The organism is Lysinibacillus sp. Bpr_S20, assembly GCF_023337835.1.
GTDB lineage: Bacteria > Bacillota > Bacilli > Bacillales_A > Planococcaceae > Lysinibacillus.
Window position 1 is genome coordinate 580,576 of the sequence record NZ_JALNLQ010000003.1, and the last position, 25,024, is coordinate 605,599.

Here is a 25,024-nt window from a genome sequence, read left to right on the forward strand (position 1 = left end):
TAAAACTACTATAAAACAGCTTCAAACCATTGCTATTACTAACTTTATCGCCCTTCAACCCAAAAATGAACAAAATGAACAATAGAAACTTTACGGTCATAAAAACCATTGTCGGAAAATTTCAGCTATGATAAACCACATGAAAGCGTTCACATAATATTCATAAACAGTGTAAGGGGAGAACTTTATGCGTATAAATTTTAAAAACTTAACTGTGCAAGTACTGATTGCTATTGTGCTAGGTATCATTGTCGGTGCTACGTTCCCAGAGTTCGGAGCGAAGTTAAAAATATTAGCAGATATTTTTATTAAATTAATTAAGATGTTAATAGCCCCTATCATTTTCTTAACAGTTGTTATTGGAATTGGTAGTATGGGTGATGTAAAAAAAGTTGGTAAAATTGGCGGGAAGGCATTAATTTATTTTGAGATTGTCTCTACTTTCGCTCTAGCAATTGGCTTAATCGTTGTCAATATTGTACAACCTGGTAAAAACTTTAATACAGCAGCCGCGGACGGTGCAGATGTTTCCCAATATACAGAGGCAGCAGCCGCTACTGAGCATGGCTTTGGCGCATTTATTATGCAAATTATTCCTGATAATGTTGTTGGAGCCCTTGCAAATGGAGAGTTATTACCTGTACTATTCTCAGCAGTTTTATTCGGCTTAGCTGCTGCAGCTATTGGTGAACAATCAAAACCTGTTATTAAATTTTTCGAACAAGTAGCAGATATTTTCTTTAAAATTGTTAATATGGTCATGAAGGTTTCCCCGATTGGTGCATTTGGTGCCATGAGTTACACAATCGGAAATTTCGGTCTTAAATCACTTGGAAACTTAGGATTTTTAATGCTATCCGTGTATATTACAATGTTTATTTTTATCGTAGTGATCATTGGTCTGATTACACGTTACTTCGGGTTCAGTATTTTTAAATTTATTAAATATATTAAAGATGAAATTTTTATCGTTATTGGGACTTCATCATCAGAATCTGCACTTCCTTCGATGATGCGCAAATTAGAAAACTACGGTTGCTCTAAACAAGTCGTTGGTCTTGTTGTTCCAACGGGGTATTCTTTTAACTTAGATGGTACGTCTATTTACTTATCTATGGCGGCAATTTTTATCGCACAAGCTTATGGTGTTGATTTAGATATTTGGCATCAAATTACGTTGCTTGCTATTTTAATGCTAACATCTAAAGGTGCAGCAGGTGTAACAGGCTCTGGCTTTATTACGCTAGCAGCAACATTAGCAGCATTCCCTATGATTCCGGTAGAAGGGATTGCTCTGTTAATCGGGGTCGATCGCTTTATGTCAGAGGCTCGCGCCGTTACAAATTTAATCGGTAATGGTGTTGCAGCAGTTGTCGTATCAAAAATGGAAAAAGAATTCGATCCAGAGCAGGAAAAACGTGCTCTTGCAGGAGAAGTCACAACCCAACAATAAAAATGAAGGCTGTCCGAACATGAACAATTTCATATGATCGGTCAGCCTTTTTCATTGATTAACTTCATCTTCTTCTTTTACCTCGAATGTACCACTATTTGTTGCTTACCTAAATATTTACTCTTGTTGCTCCACAATTTTTTAAAAATTTTTGTTGCAAGCTGAAACTTCTAGTACAACCTCCTCGTATAGTAAGTAGATTGGAGGCTTTTTTATGACTACATTTACCCTTACCTACCCAAAAGCTTTCGAAAGCTTTTCAAATATCCCTATTGTAAATGAACAAAATGAGACGGTTTGTATGCTACAAAAAGTAGAGCGTTCATCCGTTGGAAAAGTAATGAATGCTGTCATGCTAGTAGCTGCACAGCAGTCTTTACCACATCGTTATGAAACACGCACTACTTTAGGCGCACCACTTTTTCAAGTGCAATCTACATTATTGACAAAGGGTGTTAGCCATCAGCTTATAATGCCGGATGGATCCATTTTACCAATCCAACGGAAGACGGTTCAATTACTTGAATCCTCGTACTCTTTTACAATGGATGGACTCGCTTTTCGCTTTGAAAAGGATTTCACTTCAACCGCCTATTTATATTGTAATGATGAAAAAATAGCTAGCGCGAGTAATATCGAAACTGAACTTGTGCGTACTGGTGTATCGTTTAAACTTTTTAACTCTGACGACACGCTCTTTGTTGCTTTGCTAGCCACTTTGTATCAAGCATTATTCTCTATAAATAATTAGGTGAAGTGAACAGCTTTAGCAGCGGAAATAGCAGTTATGGTGGCGATGTGAACGGCTTTTGCGGCGGAAATAGCTGTTTTAGCGGCGAAGTGGACGGCTTTTGCGGCGGAAATAGCTGTTTTAGCGGCGAAGTGGACAGCTCTGGCAGCGGAAAACAGAGTAAGCTTCTTATTGACATAAATACATACCGGTTTAAATAGAAAAACTCCTATTATTAGGAGTTTTTTGATATAGAGATAATAAATTAGCTTTATTACATATACAACTATTTGACGCTAATTTCTAGCTATGACATGTATTCCACTATTGCTAGAATCATTCAATATATTCCGGGACACGAAATAAATTCGCTTTGTTTTACCATTTTACGCCGTCCTTCTAAAAAAGGAGTACACTAAAGAGGTAGAAATACTATACTTTGGAGGCATTTATCATGGATACAAAAGCAGCTGAAATTAAAAATTTGATGACATTAAATCTACTGGTACAAATCCTAGAAGAACGCGGTATTATGACAGATAGAGAGTTAAAAGAACGTCTCACTAATAACGTTAAGCTTTCCTCTATGGATGCAGATTTGAAAGAAAAAGTCATTGAAGAGATAAAACATTAATGGAATGGACGACATTCCAGAAAAAAATGGCCGCTTCTAAAGTGATGAAAGTACTTTAAGCGGCCCTTCTTATTATATTCGTATCTTTAGTTCCTTTACATGCACAGCAGTTCCTGTAATTGAAATATTCAGTTTCCCTTTTTCGCTTTTCACATGTACGTGGACACGTCCATCCTTGCCAAGTTCCTGACCTTGTTCGACGATTAGCGTTTTCGGTAATTGTGCTTGTCGTTGAATATACTCTGCAAAATACGCGCCCATAACACCAGAGGCAGTACCTGTAGCAATATCTTCAATTGTTCCAGAGTATGGAGATGAGAAATGCCTTGCATGCATATCAGCATTCTTATCAAATGCCTCTAAGCAAAAAGGATGCAAGGATGCTTTTGGCATTTCTTCTAGGATAGTTGGAAAATCTGCAGTTTGCGGCATCATTTTATCAAAGTCTGTTAAATTTTTAATAGGAATAAGCAGTGTCCAAATTCCTGTACTTCCATAAACTATCGGTAATTCAGGATGTATCGCTTCTTCTGTTAGTCCAATAGATTGGGCAAGCTTCGATCTTGAACCGTTGAAGGCTTTAAATTGAGGTGTTGCATGTTGCATGGTGATGTAAATTTGTCCTTCTTTTTGTTCTTTTATTTCAACAGGGAGAACGCCTGCTTTTGTCTCAATAGTAAGTTTTGACTTATCTTCTAGTAAACCTTTTGTTTTTAGTGCATATAGCGTTGCCATCGTAGCATGTCCGCATAAATTTACTTCATGCCCTGGCGTGAAATAGCGAATACGCAAATCTGCTTTTTCCGATTTTAGTGCAAAGGCTGTTTCATTAAAACCTACTTGCTTAGCAATAGCCTGCATTTCTATTTCACTATACTGATCTCCCTCTACCACAACACCTGCTGGATTTCCCTTATTAGGTATCGTACTAAACGCATCATAATGATGGACAGTAATAATTTTCATAAGCATTTCCTCTCCCTTCAACTAATGTTTACTACCAAGCCTTTCAAACGGCCACAATACAAAGCCTGCTGTCCCTAAAATTTTATCTTTCGACACGAATCCGATATCCGAACTCCGACTATCTTTGCTTTGCCGGCGATTATCCCCAAGTACGAAATAGTGACCCTTTGGTACAGTCATTTCTCCTAATTGCTCCTCTAAGGTGAAATCATATGTAAAATCACCTTTATCAAGTAATGCTTCTTTATATTCTGTTAAATAGGGCTCATCAAAAGCCTTCCCGTTTATGTATAAAACGTCATCTTTGTAGGCTATATGATCTCCTGGTATGCCAATGATTCTTTTAATATAATGCTCTGCTGCTTTCGTTTCAAAGACAATTACATCGAAACGATTATAATCGGAAATTCGCGGTCCCACTTTATTAACAATAACTTTATCTCCAGTTTCAAAAGTCGGCTCCATTGAAGCACCTTTTACAACTACAGGGGATAAAATAAAATAACGTACACCCATTGTAAAAATGACTGCTAGTCCAATTGCTTTAAACCATGCCCAAAATTCATTCTTAGTTCGTTTTTGTGTCACACTTTACTCCCCAATCCTTCTTATTTAATCGCCAATTTACTTACACTAATGGATACGAATCTCCCGTTAAAAAGTTCCCATTATGTATTTAAATAATTCTAAAAATTCCACCTATTGAAGATTAGTGCAGAGACTCTAAGTGACTTTTTCTATCTGACCCGGAGAAAGCGCAACGAGATCATTAAGAAAACTGATTGTACAACGAAGTTTTTGGGAATATTTGTAGAATGATAGTATATAATGAAAGAATCATAAGTAAACTTAGGTTAATAAAAGGACAGGATTACGAGAAAAAGGGGAATAATAAATTTGAAAAAAATTTTATTCATAGTAAGTTTGTTATTATTAGCTGCGTGTTCAAATGATGAAGTTAAATATGATGGAGCACCTTTAAAAATTGCGATAGTTGGTGATATTCCTGAACTAAAAAACGAAAAAATTCATTTCGAACCAATTTCATTAGATGAATTTAGTGAAGATACAATGCACATTTCAACAAATTTTGATGCTGTTATGATAACACCAGTGATGTTTGAAGAAGCATCAGATGATAGGTTTGTTAAAGTTTATAAAAATTCGAAAATGCCTATTATTTTTTTTGATTCAGCAAAACGTCATTTACCATTTACAAATGACGGTCTTACCTATGAAACAGCTCATCGGGAAGCATTAAATAACGGTTCTCATACGACAATTTATTTATCTGATAACGCTGCAAACAGAGAAGATGCTTGGTATTTCTTTTTAAAAGGTGAAAAAGAGATAGATATCCTTTACAAAGATATTTTTCAAAAAATAGAAACATTAAAAAGATAGATTATGTATTTACCACTCGAAAACCAGCGTATTCGAAATTATCGAATACGCTTTTAATTTGGGAAAAACAACATTCAAAACGGGTCATATTAAAAAAGCAGTATGCTCTTTTTTCTGTGCACACTGCTTAAGATTTATCGAATTGTTTTTAATGCTGTTGCCCAAGGGATAAGTTGATCTAACATTTGATTTACTGAATCTGCTTGCACATCCTTCGGTTTAAAGACCGTACCGTTTTCGAAGTCAGTAAATAAGGATAAAGCGGGATGTACTCTAACATCTGCTACTAATAATTCACCAAGAATACCACGTAAATGTTCAGCTGCTCTTGCACCTCCAACAGAACCATAAGAAACAATACCTGCCGCTTTATTATTCCATTCGTTACGTAAATAATCTAATGCATTTTTTAGTGCACCCGTAATGGAATGGTTATATTCTGCAACGATAAAAACAAAACCATCACAGGCAGCAACTTTTTGTGACCACGTAGCCACTCCTGAAGTATCTCCACCTGGCTCGCCTAGAAGTGGTAATTTAAAGTCAGCTATATCTATAATCTCATATTCCGCATCGCCGCGTTTTTCTGCTACTTCCTTTACCCATTCACCAACTTGTGGACTTAAACGCCCTTCACGCGTACTACCTAAAATAACCCCTATTTTCAACATGTTTTGCCTCCTTATTTTATCCCTCAAAATGTGCTTAAATCTTACTTTCACCAAATGAAAATCGGCTCTCTAAGTCATGTTGTACAAGAAACAGATCCTTTAATCAAAGTTTAGACGATTAATTAGAATCTTTATTATTTACTTCGAATTAGTTTATCTTAAATTCAAAGCAAATATGACAAAAATAATTATTTTATTTTTATAGGTCTTTCTAATGCTGCCAGTTCATCCTCAATCGATGCGTATTGTCTTTCTACAACGTATTTTGCATCTGAAATAGCTGCATTGTAAATATGTGGAGCTATATTTTCCTTTATAAAGTCTAATACTCTTTCTGCTTCAAATTCTGTAATATCCTCATCACGATTATTATAGAAAAAACGTTGAATATCAGCGATGATTGTTTCCTGTTGTTCCTTTGATAAACGAATAAACATTCCACAAAATCTCCTCTCATTGCAATTTATACTCAACTATCATAACACTCTGAAATTAATCCGTGCATACACAAAAAGACTGAATTATATTAACTACTATAATTCAGCCTTCATGATGTTAAAAACTAATATGTCAATGAATTAAGGATGGCTTTAAGTATGGCTCTATTGCAAAACGAGGGGTTGTTTTCCGTTCCGGCTTGGCGCTTTCCTGGGGGCGTCCGATGAGCCGCTTCACTCGCGTTGCTCGCTCCAGGGTCTCATCTGTGACGCTAATCCCCAAGGAGTCACCAAGCCTCCACTCCAATCAACCATTTAGCAGGTACCTATTGGCATGTTACTCTAATTAATAATTTTACAAAGAAACAGCGACGGCATTTTTGTGCGAAAGCGAAATTCAACTCAAAAAGACTGAATTATAATTAATTCTATAATTCAGCCTTGTTTTTATTACTAGTTACAATTAAATGAATAGTTTGTTGATAAAAATCTCTTTTCTTTTGAGACGATGGGTTCTCCGCCATCTTTTTCACATTGTTCTGTCATAGCATCAATTTTTTTGGTATTCATCGTATTTGTCATAAAAGTCATGCCTACCCCAAACACAGCAATTAGCAAACCAATCATCATCCATAACTTGCCGGCTTTATTGCCAGCAGGTCTTTCATTCGCCAAATCGATTCCCCTCTCTTACACGAATAAAAACGGTTCTGTATGAATAGTAGATTGTACAAATTCAACAGAGTATTTTTTATTCTCACACATTCCTGCCATCTTTTTAGCTACTCCTGCGATCATTACTTTCTCCACATGATGACCTGGATCTACAATTTGTAGGCCAATTGCTTGAGCGTCCTGGGCAGTATGGAAGTACATATCTCCCGTTAAAAATACATCTGCCCCAGCTCTCTTCGCAGAATAAATATATTTATTGCCATCGCCACCGACAAGCGCAACTTTTTTCACCTTCGATTGTAAATCACCAACAACTCGGACAGCTGGCACATCTAGCTGCTGCTTAACAAATTGCGTAAAATCATGAAGTGTCATTTCTTGTGGTAAATATCCCACTCGACCTAAGCCCATTACATTCGTTTGCTGGTCTAAGCGAATAATATCATAAGCAGGCTCTTCATATGGATGTGCATTTAACATTGCCTTTAATACACGATTTTTTATAGATTCAGGAAATACAACTTCTACCTTCACTTCTTCTTCAACATGTAATTCACCAATAGAACCCACATGTGGGTTTGCACCTTCTAGTGCACGGAAACGCCCTACTCCCATTGTCGTATAGCTACATGCTTCATAATCTCCAATGCGACCTGCACCTGCCTTTGCTAATGCCTCACGTAAATCATTTGCATCTGCAGTCGGAATAAAAACTGCTAGCTTCAACAAGTTTTCCGCATATGTTTCTTCTAAAATAGAGCGATTTTCCAGCTGTAGAGCATCTGCTAGTAAATCGTTGACACCGCCTTCAGCTACATCTAGATTCGTATGCGCTGCATACACCGCAATATCATTTTTGATAAGCTTTTCATATAAACGCCCGGCAGGATTGTCAGTACGAATATTCGAAAGTCGTCTGAAAATCGGTGGATGATGCGCTATTATTAGTTCGCACCCTTGCGCAATAGCCTCTTCTGCTACTGCCTCATTAACATCTAATGTGACTAATACTTTACTTACAGGTTTATTTAATGTGCCAATCGCAAGACCAATTGGGTCATTTTCCATACAGGCTAGCTTTTTAGGCGACCATGATTCAAACAATTGGATAATTTCCTGACCGTTTACTGTTTTCATCCCACAGAACCCCTTCCACTAAATTGAGTAAAGTTTCTAACTCTGCACGTTTTTCTTCAATTTCAGGTGTTTGATCTGCCCCTTCAATGGACTTTAAAACACGCTGCCAATTTTCTTTTTCACGCGACCATTTTTTAATAAATGCTGGTGATTTTCGTTGCATTAATTTCGGCCCAAATAAAATTTCCGGTTCCGTTAACGTCATTGAGCTTCTTTGCAATACAAGAATTTCATAAATTTTTTCGTCTTCCTCTAAAATCTCTTCGTCCTGGATTGCCCAATCATGTGCTAACGCCCATTCGCGAATCACTTTCGCATGAATATTCGGCTGCAAAATAAGCCTTGTTACCCCTTGTAATTTTTCCGGATGCTTTTCCAAAATGGAAACAATAAGAGGCCCACCCATCCCAGCAATAGTAACTGTATCTACATGATCAGCTTCTTCCACAGCTGCTAAACCATTTGCAAGTCGTACGGTAATTTTTTCCGTTAGGCCTTCCTTTTTCACTTGTCCAACTGCTGACTCGAATGGTCCTTTCACAACTTCCCCTGCTACTGCATAAGAAGCAATACCTTTATGAATTAAGTAGCATGGTAAATATGCATGGTCGCTCCCAATATCAGCTACAACTGCGCCTGTGGGAACAAAGTTAGCTACTGTTTCTAATCGTTTTGATAATTTTTGTGCATTCATTTTTTTACCGCCTGTCTTCAATAGTGTCCATTCTTAGTATGTATGATGTCGGGAAAAAAAACAAATGGAGTTGCCTCAAATTTTGAGCAACCCCATTTTTCATTTAATGAAATGAAGATAAAATAAATTGTAGCTGTACTAATTACGATTAAACGCTTTTTAGTACAGCTACTTTTTTAGACTATTTTAAAGTTGAAATGTACTTAGCGATTTCTTTTGCTTCCGCTTCAGTTTTCATTCCAGGTTGCATTGGCGTTCCTTCGATACCGTTAGTTAAAACGTCAACGATACGAGCTTCATCTAAGCCATGTAAGTTTGGCCCTACAGAACCAGTTAAGTCAGCAGCGTGACAGCCAATACAAGATTGTACTAAAGCTGAGCCGTCATCAGTAGCTTCTGTCTTTTCGCCACCGCCTTCTTTTTCAGCAGCAATCTCTTTTTTGTTATCTGCACCTGTTAAAGACATGAAGAAAATAAGACCAATACCAAATGCTAAAATTAAGATGTAAGGAACGACTGGATTGTTTTTCATATGTTTCCCCTCCTCATTTTAAATCTACTTCTATGATAATATAGAATCAGTCAACATCTAATATTGTACTTCATTACCAATGAAACGAAAAGCCCTATTCGCTAAGTTTTCCTTTGTTTGTAACAAATTCGACATTTCTGTAACTATTGGATAAAATATGTCTTGAAATCCCCAACATTTGGAGTATTTATTGTCTTTTTTACAATTACTGAGGTTCCTTACACGTTGTTATCTTTCCTCTCTTTACGCTTTCATATACCAAGAAAATCAAAATAACTTCTTGATATTTGCTAATAGAAGAAGTCCTATATGTGTGGTTGATTTCCGTTCCGGATAAAGGCGTCCGAAGAGCCGCTTCAATTGCTTCAATCAACTTATTTATGGCAACATTACAACAAAAGTCCTCCACAACTTTCGGTGATGAACTATTATTATTCTATATTTTCCCGTATCAGCAGCATAAACATATTGATACAAAAAGAATCCGTAAGCTATTAGAAAGCAAACAGATTCTCGTCATGATCAGTAATAGTAATGGCAAATAAAGTTCTTATAATAAGTTTATGATATAATAGCTAATCAGTGCTAGGAAGCCTAGGACACCTGAGACAGTGAAATAAAGTAGCTTCATTTTTAAACCTGACCAAAGCCAAACCCCGCAGTTTGCTGCAATCAAGCAAAACAATGCAATATTATTCCCATTAAAATATGTAGTGTAAATTCGAATTGACATACTAAACAATAAAATAGCAGCTAACAAATGGAAAACAGGGGCTAATAAATCATTTTTTCGTGCCATTCGAAACGCCGTCAGTAATAATATCATTGCAGCTGTTCCAACGACAACCGTTAAAATGATCATTAAGGATGCTATAGTAAAATAAATAGACAGCAACGTAATCACAGCTATACATATACCTGCAATGACAAGTAGTAGCCTTCTCTTTTCCGAGGGTAATATAGCCTGTTTATGATGTACCGGCTCTAGCTCCTCTACATCTGCCCCTTCCGCATATAGAGCCGCTAAAAAATCACAGTAATGCTCTGGTAATAGCTTATTCTGCTTCCAAAATAAAATCTCATTCAAGATTATTTTTTTTCGAGGATTTGTCATAGTTTTTGCTCCAAACATTTGCTTTAAATAAATCATCATCAAATAGCACAGCATCCTGGGGCATCGGGCCAACACGAGACGAATACGTTATCACAAGATATGATGTTCTTGCCTTCGTTCCCTTATTACTAATCCCCAATCAGGCTCCCAGTCTCCAATACGTAAATGTTATCCACAACATTGATGATGAGCATTGGTTATTATTACAATTTTATCTCAAAATAGTCAAAAACACATCTGTATAAAGTAGCAAAAATATTATGATCGCCTCATTCTCATACACAATATAAACATTATTTCTTTTGATAGATTTTGCTTACACAGTATTCTCCTGATTCCATAGTAGCATAAAAAGGGCTATCTAATTAGTCATCACTAATTAGATAGCCCTACTTTGTTTTTTTATTCTAAGAAGTCTTTTAATCGTTTGCTACGAGAAGGATGGCGTAGCTTTCTAAGTGCCTTAGCTTCAATTTGGCGAATACGTTCACGTGTTACACCAAATACCTTCCCTACCTCTTCTAATGTACGTGTACGACCATCATCTAAACCGAAACGTAAGCGAAGGACATTTTCTTCACGGTCAGTTAATGTATCTAACACATCCTCTAATTGCTCTTTTAACAATTCATAAGCTGCATGATCAGATGGAGACTGAGCTTCTGAATCCTCAATAAAGTCTCCTAAATGTGAATCATCTTCTTCTCCAATTGGTGTTTCAAGGGATACTGGTTCTTGTGCAATTTTTAAAATTTCACGTACTTTTTCAGGTGTTAAATCCATTTCTTCGCCAATTTCTTCTGGAGATGGCTCGCGACCTAAGTCCTGTAGTAACTGACGTTGTACACGAATTAATTTATTAATTGTTTCTACCATATGCACTGGAATACGAATTGTACGTGCTTGGTCCGCAATTGCACGTGTAATCGCTTGGCGAATCCACCATGTTGCATAAGTGGAGAATTTAAAACCTTTACGGTAGTCAAATTTCTCAACAGCCTTGATAAGCCCCATATTCCCCTCTTGAATTAAATCAAGGAATAGCATTCCTCGGCCAACATATCGCTTTGCAATAGATACAACAAGACGTAAGTTCGCTTCTGCTAGGCGTTTACGTGCTTCTTCATCACCTTGCTCAATACGCTCAGCTAAAGCGATTTCTTGCTCGGCAGAAAGTAAATCAACTCGACCAATTTCTTTTAAATACATGCGTACAGGGTCATTTATTTTAACACCTGGTGGTACACTCAAATCATTTAAATCGAAAGTCTCTTCGTTTGCTTCTTCTTTCATTAAGCTTTCTTCTTCAAACTCTTCTTTTCCAATGATTTGAATGTCCTTAGCTTTTTCAAGATCCTCAGCAAAGTGGAAAATCTCTTCATTTTCCAATTCATAAGGCGCTAGTTTCTCTGAAATTTCTTTCATTGAAATTTCACCTTCTGTTTTTGCTTTTTCTTGTAGTATTTTTTTTGCTTCATCCAATGTAATTTCTACTTCTACCTCTTTTGAACGTTCTGACTTGTCCGCCATAAACCTTCCTCCTTCTAAACAACCGAATCGGGTTAAATCGCCGATAACGATTTTCTTAAGTGAATAATCTGTTGGGCGATTTCAAGTGCACGCGCATACTCATGCATCTTCTCCGCTTCCTTTGACTCATGCATCTTTTGTTGAATTTCTTGCTCAATTCTATATTTTTGCAGCTGACGTATTGAGTCTGTGACCTCTGCCTCTGCTTGGTCGGGATCCCGTTCCGCTAAAGCCGCTTCCATTACAATCTTACGTAATTCAGAGTCATCTAATATCTCAACAAAACGCTGATAATCAGGATGACCATATTCCTCATAAAATCCTACTAAGCGAACAAAAACTGCCATATAGGCATCTCGTACAAATGGATCTTTTTGCTCACTACGTAATACCTTGTCCACTACATCTATATTATGAAGCATATGAGCCAGTAATAAACGTTCGGCACGTTCAGCTGCGTCCATAGGCTTATGTTGCTGTGTGACCGGCACCGAGGGCGTTTGAACAGGCATTTCTACTTTGGTAGAACGCACCTGATTTGCCTCTAGCTTTCGGAATTGAGCATAAATTGCTTCTTCCGAGATGTTTGTTTCATTCGATAGCTGTCTTATATACAAATCTCGTTCAACCGGTGACGATCTACCTACCAGTTGCTCAAGAACTTCTTGAATATATTGAAGCGTATCATTTTCAAACTGAAAGTTCTTATTTCGTCTAGCATGCATCATCATAAAAGCAATATACGCATGTGGTTTTTCCAAAATTTGTTCTTTAAATGCTTGCCCACCTAAATTACGAATGTATTCATCGGGATCCAACTTATCTGGTAACACCGCAATATTGACTTTCATACGTTCCGTTTGGAGTAACTGTGCTGCTCTTTTCGCTGCATCGAAACCAGCATTATCACCGTCATAGCAAATCGTAATCTGCTCTACTAAGCGCTTTAGCTTTGTAATATGCTGGTTTGTAAGCGAAGTGCCCATTGTTGCTACAGCATTTGTTACACCCACAGAAGTTGCTGCTAAAACATCCATAAATCCTTCCATCAATACTACTTGACGATTTTTTCTAATCGAGGTTCGTGCTTTATCTAGGTTATAAAGTACTTCACTCTTTTGAAAAATTGGTGATTCTGGACTATTTAAATATTTTGCCTCTTCACCAGTTGAAGCAAGGATTCGTCCTGAGAATGCTATAATCTTACCGTTCTCATCACGAATGGGAAACATGATACGCCCTCTAAAACGATCAAAATAGCGTTCTTCCCCTTCACGCTTGATGACTAAACCGCTTTCTGAGATTTCTTGTAAGTTATAACCTTTTCTTTCAAGCAATATCGTTAATGCATCAAAGCTTGGAAGAGACCATCCAATGCTATTAGATTCTATAAGTTCCCTTGTAAATCCTCTTTCTAGCAAATAATTTAAAGGTTCTTCACCATCTTCAGTATTTAACAGTAAATGATGAAAAAAATCTGCTGCAAAAGCGTGAGCTTCTTTCATCCTTTCTTCTGTTTTAGATACTTTTTTCGTTACCTCAGGTAAACTTGGTCCAACATCTAACTGTATGCCAACACGTTCACCAAGTTTCACTACTGCATCAGGGAAAGAAATACCTTCTATATCCATGACAAAAGTAACGGCATTACCGCCTGCACCACAACCAAAGCAATGAAAAATTTGTTTGTCTGATGACACAGAAAAAGATGGCGTTTGTTCTCCATGAAAAGGACAGAGCCCAAACCAATTGCGCCCACGCTTTGTAAGCTGCATGTATTCGCTTATGACATCCACAATATCCGATTGTGTTCGAATCTGTTCGATCACTTCTTCAGGAATCTTCCCTGCCAAATCCATCACCATCTTTAAATTACGTTCTAAAACACAATTCGCTATCCGATTTAAAAATCCTTTATTTCTCGACAAAAAAATAGGATTTTTCTCTTTATAAATATTTTTACCACAATTTTATTATTATAAAACAAAAAATAGTTTTTATCTATACTATTTTAAAAACCGACTCAAAAAAACCGCCTCTTATAACCGAGGTGGTTTATATCATTCGTTTTTTATTTACAATTTGAGATATGCTCAATAATGACGTTTGCTGTTTCCTCAACAGCTTTGTTTGTCACATCAATCACCTTACAACCGATTTTAGCGACAATTTTTTCAAAATGCTGGATTTCTTCTAATATTCGATTATGCTGTGCATAGATAGCATCATCATTCAATCCAAGAGACATTAATCTCTCTTTTCGAATTGAGTTCAATTTATCAGGAGAAATAATTAATCCAAAACATTTCTTCGGATCAATTTTTAATAGTTCTTCAGGTGGCTCTACTTCTGGTACTAAAGGTACGTTCGCTACCTTATAGCGTTTATGTGCTAAATATTGTGATAACGGCGTTTTAGAGGTACGGGAAACACCGACTAACACAATATCAGCCAGCAATAGACCACGTGGATCTCTACCATCATCATATTTTACTGCAAATTCAATAGCCTCTATTTTTTTAAAATAATCATCATCTAGCTGGTGAACAATTCCTGGTGCTTCTAATGGGAATTCTTCTACAAATGTTCCCATTGTTTTTAAAGCTGGCCCTAAAATATCGACAGCATAGACCCTTTCTTGCTCACACAGTTCATGTAATAACGATCGCATCTCCTGGCGAACAAGTGTATACACAATAAATGCATTCTGTTTCGCTGCAAGGCATACAATTTTCCGAATGAGCTCCTCTGATTGTATATGAGGAAAACGACGAATGATCGTGTCTTCCAAACTAGGTCGAAACTGGCTAATAACCGCTTTCGCCACTTGATCACCAGTTTCACCGACTGAATCAGATACAACAAAAACTCGTAGTCTTTTCATGCTGCTCTCCTTCAAATAGTTAGACATTCTGTGCAAGTGATAAGAAAGCTCGTGTAATGGTCGTTTTTGTAAGACGACCAACGATTAGCAATCCACCTTCTTGTGGCTCTACTACTGGTAGCGAATCAACTTCTCGTTCAATTAGTTTATTCGCTGCGACAACTAAAGAATCTGATCTCTCACAGTACGAAATATTTGGCATACGTGTCATAATTATATGTACAGGTATTTTGTTTAAATCCTGCGTGCCAATACTTGTACGAAGTAAATCCTTTCGGGAAAGTACCCCTGTCAAAAATTCATTCTTATCTACGACAAAGAGTGTTCCAACATCCTCTGAAAACATGAAGCAAATCGCATCATAAACAGTCATTGTTTCCGGTACAACAACTGGTCCTGAATGAAAATCTTTCACCTTTAAATTGTGAATACTATCCATCAATGTTACAGATGCTTTTTTACCTGAATAGAAATAGCCAACACGTGGTCTAGCATCTAAAAAGCCCGCCATTGTGAGTATTGCTAAATCTGGTCTTAAAGTTGCTCTTGTCAGATTGAGACGTTCTGCAATATGTTCGCCTGTAATAGGGCCGTTTTCTTTCACAATTTGTAAAATGTCTTCCTGACGTTTATTGAGTTCGATTGGACTCACCGCCTCAAATCTAATAGTGTTATACTTATGCTCAATTATTATATACTATTTTAATAATTATTGCGAAGAAAAGAACTACATGCTACAATATTGACACAGACGCTTCCTCTAAATGTATTTTCGAGCGATTTGCGTTATACAGGCGATGACGGGAAAAAAGTATCTGTTCATTTTTAAAGCGAGTAGAAGATGGTGAAAGTCTACATAGTAACAGAGAAAAGGCACTCCTTGAGCTAACTTTTTGAAAAGAGGTTTTAAACACTACGTTTAAAACAATCAGGGTGGAACCGCGGGTTTTAGCACTCGTCCCTGGGCATTTAATGTGCCCGGAGACGGGTGCTATTTTTAATTTAGTCCTATCTAAATTAAAAAATATCTCTAGCGAATTTTATCAATCGTATAAATTCGCTAAACAAAATCAATGTTCACTCTGTGAAAACTATGAAGGAGGCTATTTTTATGGCTAACAAATCAATGGAAACAATCGTATCATTAGCGAAGCATCGCGGCTTTGTCTTCCCTGGTTCTGAAATCTACGGGGGCTTAGCGAACACTTGGGATTACGGTCCACTAGGTGTTGAATTAAAAAATAATGTTAAAAAAGCATGGTGGCAAAAATTTGTCCAAGAATCTGAGCACAACGTTGGCATAGATGCTGCTATTTTAATGAACCCAAAAGCTTGGGTGGCTTCTGGTCACGTTGGCAACTTTAATGACCCGATGATCGATTGTAAGGCATGTAAAGCGCGCCATCGTGCTGACAAAATCATCGAGGATGCTGCGCTTGCAAAAGGCGATGAAATCATTGTCGATGGTATGACATTTGATCAAATGAAAGAAACAATGGTTAAGTATGACGTAGTATGCCCGGATTGTGGTAAAGCTGATTTTACAGATATTCGTCAATTTAATTTAATGTTTAAAACATTCCAAGGTGTAACAGAATCTTCTACAAATGAAATTTATTTACGTCCAGAAACAGCACAAGGTATTTTCGTGAACTTTAAAAACGTACAACGTTCTATGCGTAAACGTACACCATTCGGTATTGCACAAATCGGTAAATCATTCCGTAACGAAATTACTCCAGGTAACTTCACATTCCGTACACGTGAATTTGAACAAATGGAACTTGAATTTTTCTGTAAGCCAGGCGAGGACCTTGAATGGCACGCATACTGGAAAGAGTTTTGTAAAAATTGGTTATTAAATTTAGGCATGAAAGAAGAGTCTATGCGCCTTCGCGATCATGAAGCAGACGAATTGTCTCACTACTCAAATGCTACAACGGATATCGAATTTAAATTCCCATTCGGTTGGGGCGAGTTATGGGGCGTAGCGGATCGCACAGATTTCGATTTAAAACAGCATATGGAGCATTCTGGTGAAGATTTCACTTACATTGACCCAGTATCAAACGAACGTTATGTTCCTTATTGTATCGAACCTTCTTTAGGTGCAGACCGTGTAACATTAGCATTCCTTTGCGATGCTTATGATGAGGAAGAACTTGAAGGCGATGATAAGCGTACAGTTTTACGCTTCCACCCGGCTTTAGCTCCATTTAAAGCTGCAGTCCTACCGCTTTCTAAAAAGCTTTCGGATGAAGCTACTGATGTTTGGGCAGATCTTCGCAAATCATTCCCAGTTGACTTTGACGAGTCACAATCAATCGGTAAACGTTACCGTCGTCAAGATGAAATTGGTACACCATTCTGTATCACATACGATTTTGACTCAAAAGAAGATGGTCAAGTTACAGTACGTCACCGCGATTCAATGACTCAAGTTCGTATGCCAATCACAGATGTTAAAGCATATATTGAAAAACATCTTCAATTCTAAAATTATTAAAAAGGGAGTAGCATTTTAAGCGACTTCCTCCAGACTGTAGACAAACTCAAAAAATTTGAGAGTTTGCCTACAGTCTTTTTCTTTTTACAATAAAATAAAATAAAATAAAGTAAAGCGGTTGATTTCCACTACGGGCGGGGGTCGAGCTGCTTCCCTCGCTTTGCTCAGTCCAGGATCTCGACTTTCCCGCTTTTCCCGCAGGAGTCGCCGCCCTTCGTTCCAATCAACTTCTACATAAAGTACTCCATCTACATAGGTTAATGAAAAGTAAACTTTTAAGATGATACAATGATGACGAAGAATCAAATCAATGAACGTCCAAGTATTGATCCTGTCGTTCTCTTTAAGATGTCTTTGGCATTCGCTCCATGCGCCAAACTATTAAAGAAATTGAAACGAATATGGTGTATTATTTTCGCGAAGTGTACAAGTCTATCACAATGTACAGAGAGTAAGAATCATCAAAAACTCATTCAACGTCATATTTTGGAATCGTTTGTGGAGCAAGCTGAACATTTACGACATTCCATTAGTATCAAAAAAATCTATGCAAAGCGCAAAGAAACAATTGAGCGTGTCATTGCGGATGCGATGGACAACCTTAAGAGGTCTTAAAAAATTGTCCATGCAGGTGATACTACTTTTTTCTGTCCTGAATTTGACATAGCATGCAACTTAAGAGTGCATCTATGCTCGAAAAGTATGTTTTATCAGGAAGTAAATTCTTCTTTCAACATAATAAAAGAAGTAAAAAGGACAAAAGAAATCGAGTGTGAACTTCCCGATTCCTTTTGTCGACAGTCTGAAGGGAGTCGCATTTTAAGCGACTTCCTCTTATTATGTCTTTAACGATGCAAACAAGCGCTCTTGCATCTTCTCCTCAAATGAAAACCTTTTCATATTCATGCCTACTAAGCTATTAAGCAATTCCTCAATATCTGCTAGAGAATAATAAAGCAACGTACCTTCCCCCAGTGGACAAACTCTCTTTTCAACTATTAATTCTTCCTCAATAATGTAAGCTACATTTACGTTACAATGCTCCATTAATTGTGTAATGCGTAGATCATCATCAGGATTAATAAAAATTGGAACAATTTTATCAATATACAAAATACTTTGTACAAGTTTTATGAAAAAATTTTCACGAAGTGAGGTTTCGACCACTAATATAATTGTTTTCTCATGCTGATAATCCTTATACAAAACATCTAATTGCTCTTCTAATAATTTTTTTAGAATATCAATAGAATGCCTATACTTTGTCATATCTGTTTGAATTTCTTTTGTTAATAAACGTAGAATTCGAAAGGCAGGTAAAAATATTTTTAAAATAATTTCCTTAGGATGTAAATGGTCTATTAATTTATTAAAGTAGACTCTTATGCTATTTTCGTCACAACGAATTAATTGCTCAATAAATAAGTTGAAAATTTCCTCAAAGCTATTAGCACGATAATCAATCATCTTCGCAATTTTCACCTTATAGTTTAAAGGTAAAATCATAGATATTTGTTCATCCAATAGTTTAACTTTAGGTATCGTTGGGAATAAATCATATACAAGCTCGACTTGCGCACTTCGATTATCAGATAATTGAACGACCGAGTTGACAGGATAAATCCCTAGGCACTCTACAAATTTATGCATAAATTGCTCGTTATATAAATGTCGATCACGATATAAAACAGCCAATGCATCTGTCGCAGCATAGCCCGAATGATATACACGCTTTGATGTCATAGCTGAATAAACATCAACAATTTGTAATAATTGAACTCCCTCACATATATCATCCTTGCAAAGCTGACTCGGATAACCTTGACCCGCAAATCGTTCATGATGATCACGGGCTAAATAAGCAATATCCTCTTCTCCTTTTTCTATGAGCAACTCATAACCTTTAGTCGTATGTGTTTTAACCATTTCAAACTCATCTTCAGATAATTTTCGTTTTAAATTTAAAATTTCTTGGGGAATAAATACCTTCCCAATGTCGTGGAACAAATAGCCCCTTGCCAGCGTTTCAATATCTGTTAAGCCTAAGTAACGCGCAAAGATCGTGCCTAAAACGAAAACGTCAAATGAATGGACAAACGAATACTCATTCCACTCTTTTAAACGCATGAGTAATTCATAGCGATGTTTTTTTTCTAAAATTTTTTCAAAAATACCTCGTAGATAAGCAGTATCTTGGTTGCTTTTTAAAATTTGACCATAGCGCAATTCATGCAAAACATTCTCTAATGTAGTCTTAAAAAGGCTACTTACTGTTTCTTGATACGCATCTACCTCATCCTTCTCGCCCATTAGTGGTGCAAATACATCCTCGTAATGCCGAACACTTACATCATGAACAATTCGGACTGAATCAGTTGGTACATATACAGATAATTCTTCTACTTTTCTAAGTTTAAGGAAAGCAATAATTCGTTCTGTTAAAACTAGATCCTTTTTAACTAGTAAACGATACTCAGAAAAAATATCTTCAGCTAAAATATCATTTGCTTCAACTTCATCAATACTTAACGTCACTTTTCTTAGCATATTTTCTGCCACATACGCAATATTCAAGCATGATGTGACTCCCTCCTTCTTCCTTAAGACTGCGTTATTCATCAATTATGCCGCAGCATAATTACGTCCGGAATCAGCTTTATGCTTAAGCCTGCATAAAGGCAGAGACGATGTCGGTAACCTGGCGTTTCTCTTTCGTGCTGTAAAACACTTGCACCTTATAGCTGATGTTTTGCTTTCATTGCTGAAAGAATTTAAAACGTTTTTTGCTGATAGAGACGTGTTTTATGCATGTTTATATAAATCAGTCATCCTAATTTCAAACGCAAGTATAAGTAATAAAGTTTACATATCTGCATTAACAATATCATAGATCAAAATGCCTTTTCAACTAGTTTATGGAATTTGAATGAACCATTACTACTATGTTTATATTACAAACTAATCTTAAATTAGTATTTTTTATCTAATAATATCTGTTGAAAATAATTACAATTCGAAACTAACAAGTTATAAAGAACTGATAAACACAACATAAAAATGTATTTTTATAAATTTTTATCTCAAACGTAATATTCCTTCAAATGATCAATATGTAAATAATTTGTCCTAATGCTATTAGACAAAATAACTACTCTATTTTGTGGGGAGTATTGGCAATTAATCATTTTTATGTATTTTATTCGACTTTCGGAAGATGCCATCATCTGAGAATCCCCCTGCTCCCAATCAGCTCATCGGACGCCACTGAAAATGTTCAATCAGAATGGATTTAATCTCTATGCCACGGTGATGAACACGGCTTTTAAACTTGTTAATTTTTCACAGCTTAAAATTTCCTCTATTCTCATCTTCATCATTTTGATATAAATAAAGTATTATAGTAAATCTTAAATGTTAAATAACAATAATTTAACAATTTATAGAAGTTCCAACCTATTACATTCACGCCAATTGTAATCGTAAGGTCCTAACTATAAAATTACTTTATTCACTTTGGAGGAAATCATTTGAAGACCAATCGTTTTTATCAAATTGCAATGGCATCAGCACTAGCAACAAGCGCTATTGTTATCGCACCCCCAGCAAACGCTGCATCGGTATTCCCCGACATTAATTCGTCAACTGAGGAAGGCAAAGCTGTTATTAACTTAGCCCAACGAGGCATTATATCAGGCTACCCGGATGGCACATTTAAACCTGCGAACCCAATTACTCGTACACAAGCTGCGAAAATTTTAGCTGGTATTTTAAAGCTAGATACGGTTCATGTAAAAAATCCTAATTTTAAGGATATCAAACCTGGCGATGCAAATTATGGTGCGATTGCTGCTTTAGCAAATGCAGGCATTATTAGTGGCTCTAATGGCTATTTCCACCCAACTAAAAATATTACACGTGGGCAAATGTCAAAAATGATTGTTAAAGGCTTCAAATTACCAATCACAAACGGCATTTTCATTCCATTCGATGATGTCAATGAAGGCAGTGAATATGAACCATACATAAAAACACTATTTGCCAACAGCATCACAAAAGGTACGACCCCAACTACCTTTGGCACACAAAGTAATGTAAAACGCTCCCAGTTAGCAACTTTCGTTGTTCGTGCTGAAAATGCTCTAGGAAACGCTACCGTTTTTGCTAGTCAATTTAAGCAAGACTATATCTTTGCTTCTTATGGTGGCATCAAGCCAGCAGACGATATCTTTACATGGGTTGAAGATGAAGAAGAATATATGACGGATTCCATTACAATTAAACCGCTAAAAGAAGGCGTAGGAAAATTAGTTATTACCGGCTATAAAGAAGATACTGAAGACTTTATGGATTTCTTTTACTTAGTACATGTGAAGAAAGTAAATGGCAAGCTACAAGCAACACTTGAAAAAGTGAAAGAAGAGGATTATGCGGAAAACTTACCGCTCAACTTAATGGAAAGCGATTTAAAATTTGTTCCTACTGGGGTAAGTATTCAAACAGCAGATGGCCAAGCCTTATCTCCTGAATTATATAGTTTTAAATCAAGCACTAATTCAGCTACTCTTGCTATCCATAAAAACGGTCAATATATCCTAACGTTCACTAATGGTCAGCAACAGCAAACGATGGCTGCTGTAGTTGATACGAATGATTTCGTTCGTGGTATTGATTTGTATCAAATTACAGATGAGTTAACGATCTCAAGTGGAGATCTAAAGTTCGAACCAACAAGTGTTGCCTTGGAAAAAATTTTCCCTGGGCCAGCAACTGTGAAAGCTTCTATCAAAGATAAAAAAGTATATGTAACACCTTTAGCAGAAGGTCCCGCTATTTTACATATTTCAGGTAAAAATGGCGAAACTGCATACATGTATATTGAATATCAAAAAATCGCTAATAAATGGGCTGTTTATTACGATTTTATGGATGATTCAGACGAATATTAAAAAAGAAAAATGCCAGAAGATCAGTGTTAATGGTCTTCTGGCGTTTTTTCTTGTTCAGTACTTGTTCTTAATTGAAATTCAGGCGTTCTCTCAAGTTGTTCAATAAACTTTTTAGTCTTAAAACGAATTCCTGTTTGTTCCTCATAAATTGTGGTAATTATTTTTTTAATAAAATATTTAGTTTCCTTTTTCAATTCTAATTTCCCAATCTGGTCGATCGGTACCGTATAGAACATTCGGATAAGCTTAAGCTGAGTCGGTGTTAAACGAATGATATAAGGATCATGCTGATAACAACGATGACACAAAAAACCTCCCTGTGCAAAAGAAAAGGCAAATTCACCGTCTACTGCACCACAAGCAGTACAAGCATGTAATATAGGCTGTACACCTGTATAGGGTAGCATTTTCCATTCTACGAACAATGTAATGGCCTCCGGATCATAGCCTTCTTCTATTGCTTGTAATGCTTGAAGGAGCACATCAAATGCATGCGGCTCAGGTTTTCCCTCTTCTACTACACGCTCAACCAGTTCCATTATATAACTTGCATACGCCGTTGCCATTATATCTTCTCGAATATGGCGCATTGAATTGAGGTGCTCCCCTTGTTGCAACGTCCCCATACCAGTATGATGTTGTACCATAAACATGCCATATGTAAATGGCTGTGTCACAGATGCCAATCTACTTGAAGGCTTTTTTGCCCCTCGAGCCATCGTTGCAACCTTTCCTGCTTCTCTAGTTAGTAATGTTACAATTTTATTGGATTCTCCGTAGGCACGCACCTTTAAGACAATCGCTTCCCATTTATAAAGCATCGATCCTCCTCCTTTCTTCGAGCCTCGTGATCATTGTGTCCGGAAACAGATTAGTGATTAGGCCTGCAGTGTCGAAACCGCAATGCTAACGTAGCGGCAGCAACGTTCAGCGAGTGTCCAAACACATGTAGCTGACGCTTTGCTTTCGCTACAGAAAATACTTGTAGCTGACGCTTTGCTTTCGCTACAGAAAATAACTTGTAGCTGACGCTTTGCTTTCGCTACAAAATACATGCTGAAAGACGTGAAAATAGAGCTCTCCAATAAATTATTGGACAGCTCCATTACAGCGACAAATAGGACCTTAACAATACATCCTATTAATATTCATCATCACGGAAACCGAAGTCACGTAAATGTGTTGATTTATTTCGCCAATCCTTTTGTACCTTTACCCAAAGCTCTAAATACACTTTTGAACCAAGTAGCATTTCAATATCTTTTCTTGCTCGAATACCTACTTCTTTTAATAGCGCTCCCCGTTTACCAATGACGATTCCTTTTTGCGAATCCCTTTCCACGATAATCGTTGCTGCTACACGGATTTTATCTTCATTTTCTTCATCGCGGCGAATTTTATCAATAACAACAGCTATGGAATGAGGTATTTCTTCACGCGTTAAATGTAGCACTTTTTCACGAATTAACTCTGAAATAATAAAACGCTCAGGATGATCTGTTACTTGATCTGCTGGATAATATTGTGGACCCTCTGGTAAATACTTCGATAATGTTGCTAATAAATTTTCTACATTATTCCCTTGCAATGCGGAAATTGGTACTATTTCTGCAAAGTCATAACGCTCTTTATAGCCTTCAATAATCCCTATTAATTCATCCGGATGAATTTGGTCGATTTTGTTAATTACTAGGAAGACAGGCGTTGGATTACCAGCTAGCATATCAAGGATGAATTCGTCACCCTTCCCAAGTTTCTGCTCTGCATTAACCATGAACATAATAACATCTACTTCACGCAATGTATTTTTAGAAACTTTTAGCATAAAATCCCCTAGCTTATGCTTCGGCTTGTGGATTCCTGGTGTATCTATAAAAATCATTTGGCTATCATTTGTTGTTAGTACACCTTGTACTTTATTTCGTGTTGTTTGTGGTTTATCACTCATAATCGCAATTTTTTGACCAATGACACGGTTTAAAAATGTTGATTTCCCTACATTTGGTCGACCGATTATGGAGATAAAACCTGACTTATAGCCATTGTTATTTTCCAGCATTCTCTAAATCCTCCGTTGTAAATGCAAACGGTAGTAATTCGCCTACAGACGTTACCGTGACATCACCTTTTAAATTCGTTAAATATACAGGCATAGACGGTTCACAAAACTCCATCATTACTTGACGGCAAGCTCCGCATGGCGCACACGGTCCATCCGTATCAGCCACAATAGCGATCGCCTCAAAATCATATATACCTTCTGACACAGCTTTGAAAAATGCTGTACGCTCAGCACAATTGGTCATACTATAGCCAGCATTTTCAATATTGCAGCCATGAATAACCTCTCCATTTTTCGTTAAAATCGCCGCGCCTACTTTAAATTTTGAATAGGGTACATAAGCCTTTTCACGCGCTTTTTTTGATTCTTCTAGTAATGCATGCATATCAATTGTCATCAACGTTCTCCTCTACATATCAATTTCGCCTCGGCGGAATTGCGTCCGGAGGCTTTATCTTCATTACTGAAGATAATTAGCTCATCACCTTAAGCGGGGTTGATTTCCGTTCCAGCTCGGCGCTTTGTTGTTGTTGTTGTTGTTGCTGTCGCTTCGCTTTCGCACAGATAAAACATTTGTTGCTGTCGCTTCGCTTTCGCACAGATAAAACATTTGTTGCTGTCGCTTCGCTTTCGCACAGATAAAACATTT

At 36.9% G+C, this 25,024-nt stretch carries 24 protein-coding genes and 1 pseudogene; 8 read left to right on the forward strand and 17 right to left on the reverse strand.

From position 1 onward, the window contains the following. Window positions 1-187 precede the first annotated feature (187 nt). From MWJ95_RS10925 to MWJ95_RS10935, 3 genes are all read left to right on the forward strand, one after another. On the forward strand, window positions 188-1,453 hold the full coding sequence (locus MWJ95_RS10925) for a dicarboxylate/amino acid:cation symporter (protein ID WP_249105523.1): 1,266 nt from the start codon (window positions 188-190) through the stop codon (window positions 1,451-1,453). 214 nt (window positions 1,454-1,667) lie between these two features. Continuing rightward, window positions 1,668-2,204, forward strand: a complete 537-nt coding sequence (locus MWJ95_RS10930; protein WP_249105525.1) for a tubby C-terminal domain-like protein — start codon at window positions 1,668-1,670, stop codon at window positions 2,202-2,204. 433 nt (window positions 2,205-2,637) lie between these two features. Beyond that, window positions 2,638-2,817 carry a hypothetical protein gene (locus MWJ95_RS10935; protein WP_249073528.1) on the forward strand — a complete coding sequence of 60 codons (180 nt, stop codon included), beginning with the start codon at window positions 2,638-2,640 and terminating at the stop codon, window positions 2,815-2,817. Between the two features lie 72 nt (window positions 2,818-2,889). On the opposite strand, the gene MWJ95_RS10940 is transcribed toward MWJ95_RS10935, so the two are convergent. Next, a complete protein-coding gene (locus MWJ95_RS10940; protein ID WP_249105527.1) occupies window positions 2,890-3,783 on the reverse strand; it encodes a PhzF family phenazine biosynthesis isomerase in 894 nt (297 codons plus the stop codon). Between the two features lie 21 nt (window positions 3,784-3,804). Then, window positions 3,805-4,371, reverse strand: coding sequence for a signal peptidase I (gene lepB / locus MWJ95_RS10945; protein WP_249105529.1), 567 nt, complete (start codon window positions 4,369-4,371; stop codon window positions 3,805-3,807). Window positions 4,372-4,680: 309 nt separating this feature from the next. Here lepB and MWJ95_RS10950 point away from each other — a divergent pair, with 309 nt between their 5' ends. Continuing rightward, a complete protein-coding gene (locus tag MWJ95_RS10950; RefSeq protein WP_249105530.1) occupies window positions 4,681-5,187 on the forward strand; it encodes an amino acid oxidase in 507 nt (168 codons plus the stop codon). Between the two features lie 134 nt (window positions 5,188-5,321). Here MWJ95_RS10950 and MWJ95_RS10955 read toward each other — a convergent pair whose 3' ends face one another. The 6 genes from MWJ95_RS10955 to MWJ95_RS10980 form a co-directional block, all read right to left on the reverse strand. After that, window positions 5,322-5,858 (reverse strand): NADPH-dependent FMN reductase, encoded by a 537-nt coding sequence (locus tag MWJ95_RS10955; RefSeq protein ID WP_249073524.1) that lies wholly within the window; start codon window positions 5,856-5,858, stop codon window positions 5,322-5,324. 188 nt (window positions 5,859-6,046) lie between these two features. Then, a complete protein-coding gene (locus MWJ95_RS10960) occupies window positions 6,047-6,295 on the reverse strand; it encodes a DUF2164 domain-containing protein (protein WP_249073523.1) in 249 nt (82 codons plus the stop codon). Between the two features lie 453 nt (window positions 6,296-6,748). Next, on the reverse strand, window positions 6,749-6,970 hold the full coding sequence (locus MWJ95_RS10965; RefSeq protein ID WP_249105533.1) for a hypothetical protein: 222 nt from the start codon (window positions 6,968-6,970) through the stop codon (window positions 6,749-6,751). 15 nt (window positions 6,971-6,985) lie between these two features. Further along, window positions 6,986-8,107 (reverse strand): Nif3-like dinuclear metal center hexameric protein, encoded by a 1,122-nt coding sequence (locus MWJ95_RS10970; protein ID WP_249105535.1) that lies wholly within the window; start codon window positions 8,105-8,107, stop codon window positions 6,986-6,988. Beyond that, on the reverse strand, window positions 8,067-8,801 hold the full coding sequence (locus tag MWJ95_RS10975) for a tRNA (adenine(22)-N(1))-methyltransferase (RefSeq protein ID WP_249105536.1): 735 nt from the start codon (window positions 8,799-8,801) through the stop codon (window positions 8,067-8,069). Before MWJ95_RS10975 ends, MWJ95_RS10970 begins: the two co-directional genes overlap by 41 nt. Window positions 8,802-8,982: 181 nt before the next feature. Next, the gene (locus MWJ95_RS10980) at window positions 8,983-9,333 is read right to left on the reverse strand and encodes a c-type cytochrome (protein WP_249105538.1); all 351 of its coding nucleotides are present in this window, start codon (window positions 9,331-9,333) and stop codon (window positions 8,983-8,985) included. A gap of 311 nt (window positions 9,334-9,644) precedes the next feature. On the opposite strand from MWJ95_RS10980, the gene MWJ95_RS10985 reads away from it, so the two are divergent. Next, window positions 9,645-9,878, forward strand: a complete 234-nt coding sequence (locus tag MWJ95_RS10985; RefSeq protein WP_249105540.1) for a hypothetical protein — start codon at window positions 9,645-9,647, stop codon at window positions 9,876-9,878. Between the two features lie 5 nt (window positions 9,879-9,883). Here the strand turns inward: MWJ95_RS10985 and MWJ95_RS10990 are convergent, their stop codons facing one another. From MWJ95_RS10990 to ccpN, 5 genes are all read right to left on the reverse strand, one after another. Beyond that, a complete protein-coding gene (locus tag MWJ95_RS10990) occupies window positions 9,884-10,486 on the reverse strand; it encodes a hypothetical protein (protein WP_249105542.1) in 603 nt (200 codons plus the stop codon). Window positions 10,487-10,849: 363 nt separating this feature from the next. After that, on the reverse strand, window positions 10,850-11,977 hold the full coding sequence (gene rpoD / locus MWJ95_RS10995) for an RNA polymerase sigma factor RpoD (RefSeq protein ID WP_049663796.1): 1,128 nt from the start codon (window positions 11,975-11,977) through the stop codon (window positions 10,850-10,852). Between the two features lie 32 nt (window positions 11,978-12,009). After that, entirely contained in the window at window positions 12,010-13,842 is a 1,833-nt protein-coding gene (gene dnaG, locus MWJ95_RS11000; RefSeq protein WP_249073517.1) for a DNA primase, read from the reverse strand. Between the two features lie 206 nt (window positions 13,843-14,048). Continuing rightward, entirely contained in the window at window positions 14,049-14,861 is an 813-nt protein-coding gene (locus tag MWJ95_RS11005; protein ID WP_249073516.1) for a pyruvate, water dikinase regulatory protein, read from the reverse strand. 19 nt (window positions 14,862-14,880) lie between these two features. Continuing rightward, a complete protein-coding gene (ccpN, locus tag MWJ95_RS11010; protein WP_249073515.1) occupies window positions 14,881-15,513 on the reverse strand; it encodes a transcriptional regulator CcpN in 633 nt (210 codons plus the stop codon). 459 nt (window positions 15,514-15,972) lie between these two features. Between ccpN and MWJ95_RS11015 the strand changes: the two genes are divergently transcribed. Together MWJ95_RS11015 and MWJ95_RS11020 are read left to right on the forward strand one after the other, a co-directional pair. Then, window positions 15,973-17,358: a glycine--tRNA ligase gene (locus MWJ95_RS11015; protein WP_249073514.1), complete on the forward strand. Its 1,386-nt coding sequence runs from the start codon at window positions 15,973-15,975 to the stop codon at window positions 17,356-17,358. Window positions 17,359-17,775: 417 nt separating this feature from the next. Continuing rightward, window positions 17,776-18,034, forward strand: a pseudogene (locus MWJ95_RS11020) (transposase); the annotation flags it as partial. A 170-nt stretch (window positions 18,035-18,204) separates the two neighbouring features. On the opposite strand, the gene MWJ95_RS11025 reads toward MWJ95_RS11020, so the two are convergent. Beyond that, window positions 18,205-19,941, reverse strand: coding sequence for an HD-GYP domain-containing protein (locus MWJ95_RS11025; RefSeq protein ID WP_249105544.1), 1,737 nt, complete (start codon window positions 19,939-19,941; stop codon window positions 18,205-18,207). A gap of 953 nt (window positions 19,942-20,894) precedes the next feature. Between MWJ95_RS11025 and MWJ95_RS11030 the strand changes: the two genes are divergently transcribed. After that, on the forward strand, window positions 20,895-22,313 hold the full coding sequence (locus tag MWJ95_RS11030; protein ID WP_249073512.1) for an S-layer homology domain-containing protein: 1,419 nt from the start codon (window positions 20,895-20,897) through the stop codon (window positions 22,311-22,313). A gap of 26 nt (window positions 22,314-22,339) precedes the next feature. Here MWJ95_RS11030 and recO read toward each other — a convergent pair whose 3' ends face one another. From recO to MWJ95_RS11045, 3 genes are all read right to left on the reverse strand, one after another. Then, window positions 22,340-23,134: a DNA repair protein RecO gene (recO, locus tag MWJ95_RS11035; protein ID WP_249105546.1), complete on the reverse strand. Its 795-nt coding sequence runs from the start codon at window positions 23,132-23,134 to the stop codon at window positions 22,340-22,342. Window positions 23,135-23,454: 320 nt separating this feature from the next. Continuing rightward, entirely contained in the window at window positions 23,455-24,372 is a 918-nt protein-coding gene (era, locus tag MWJ95_RS11040) for a GTPase Era (RefSeq protein WP_249105548.1), read from the reverse strand. Next, on the reverse strand, window positions 24,359-24,772 hold the full coding sequence (locus MWJ95_RS11045; RefSeq protein WP_249073509.1) for a cytidine deaminase: 414 nt from the start codon (window positions 24,770-24,772) through the stop codon (window positions 24,359-24,361). The genes era and MWJ95_RS11045 overlap by 14 nt, the downstream gene beginning before the upstream one ends. Window positions 24,773-25,024: the final 252 nt, after the last annotated feature.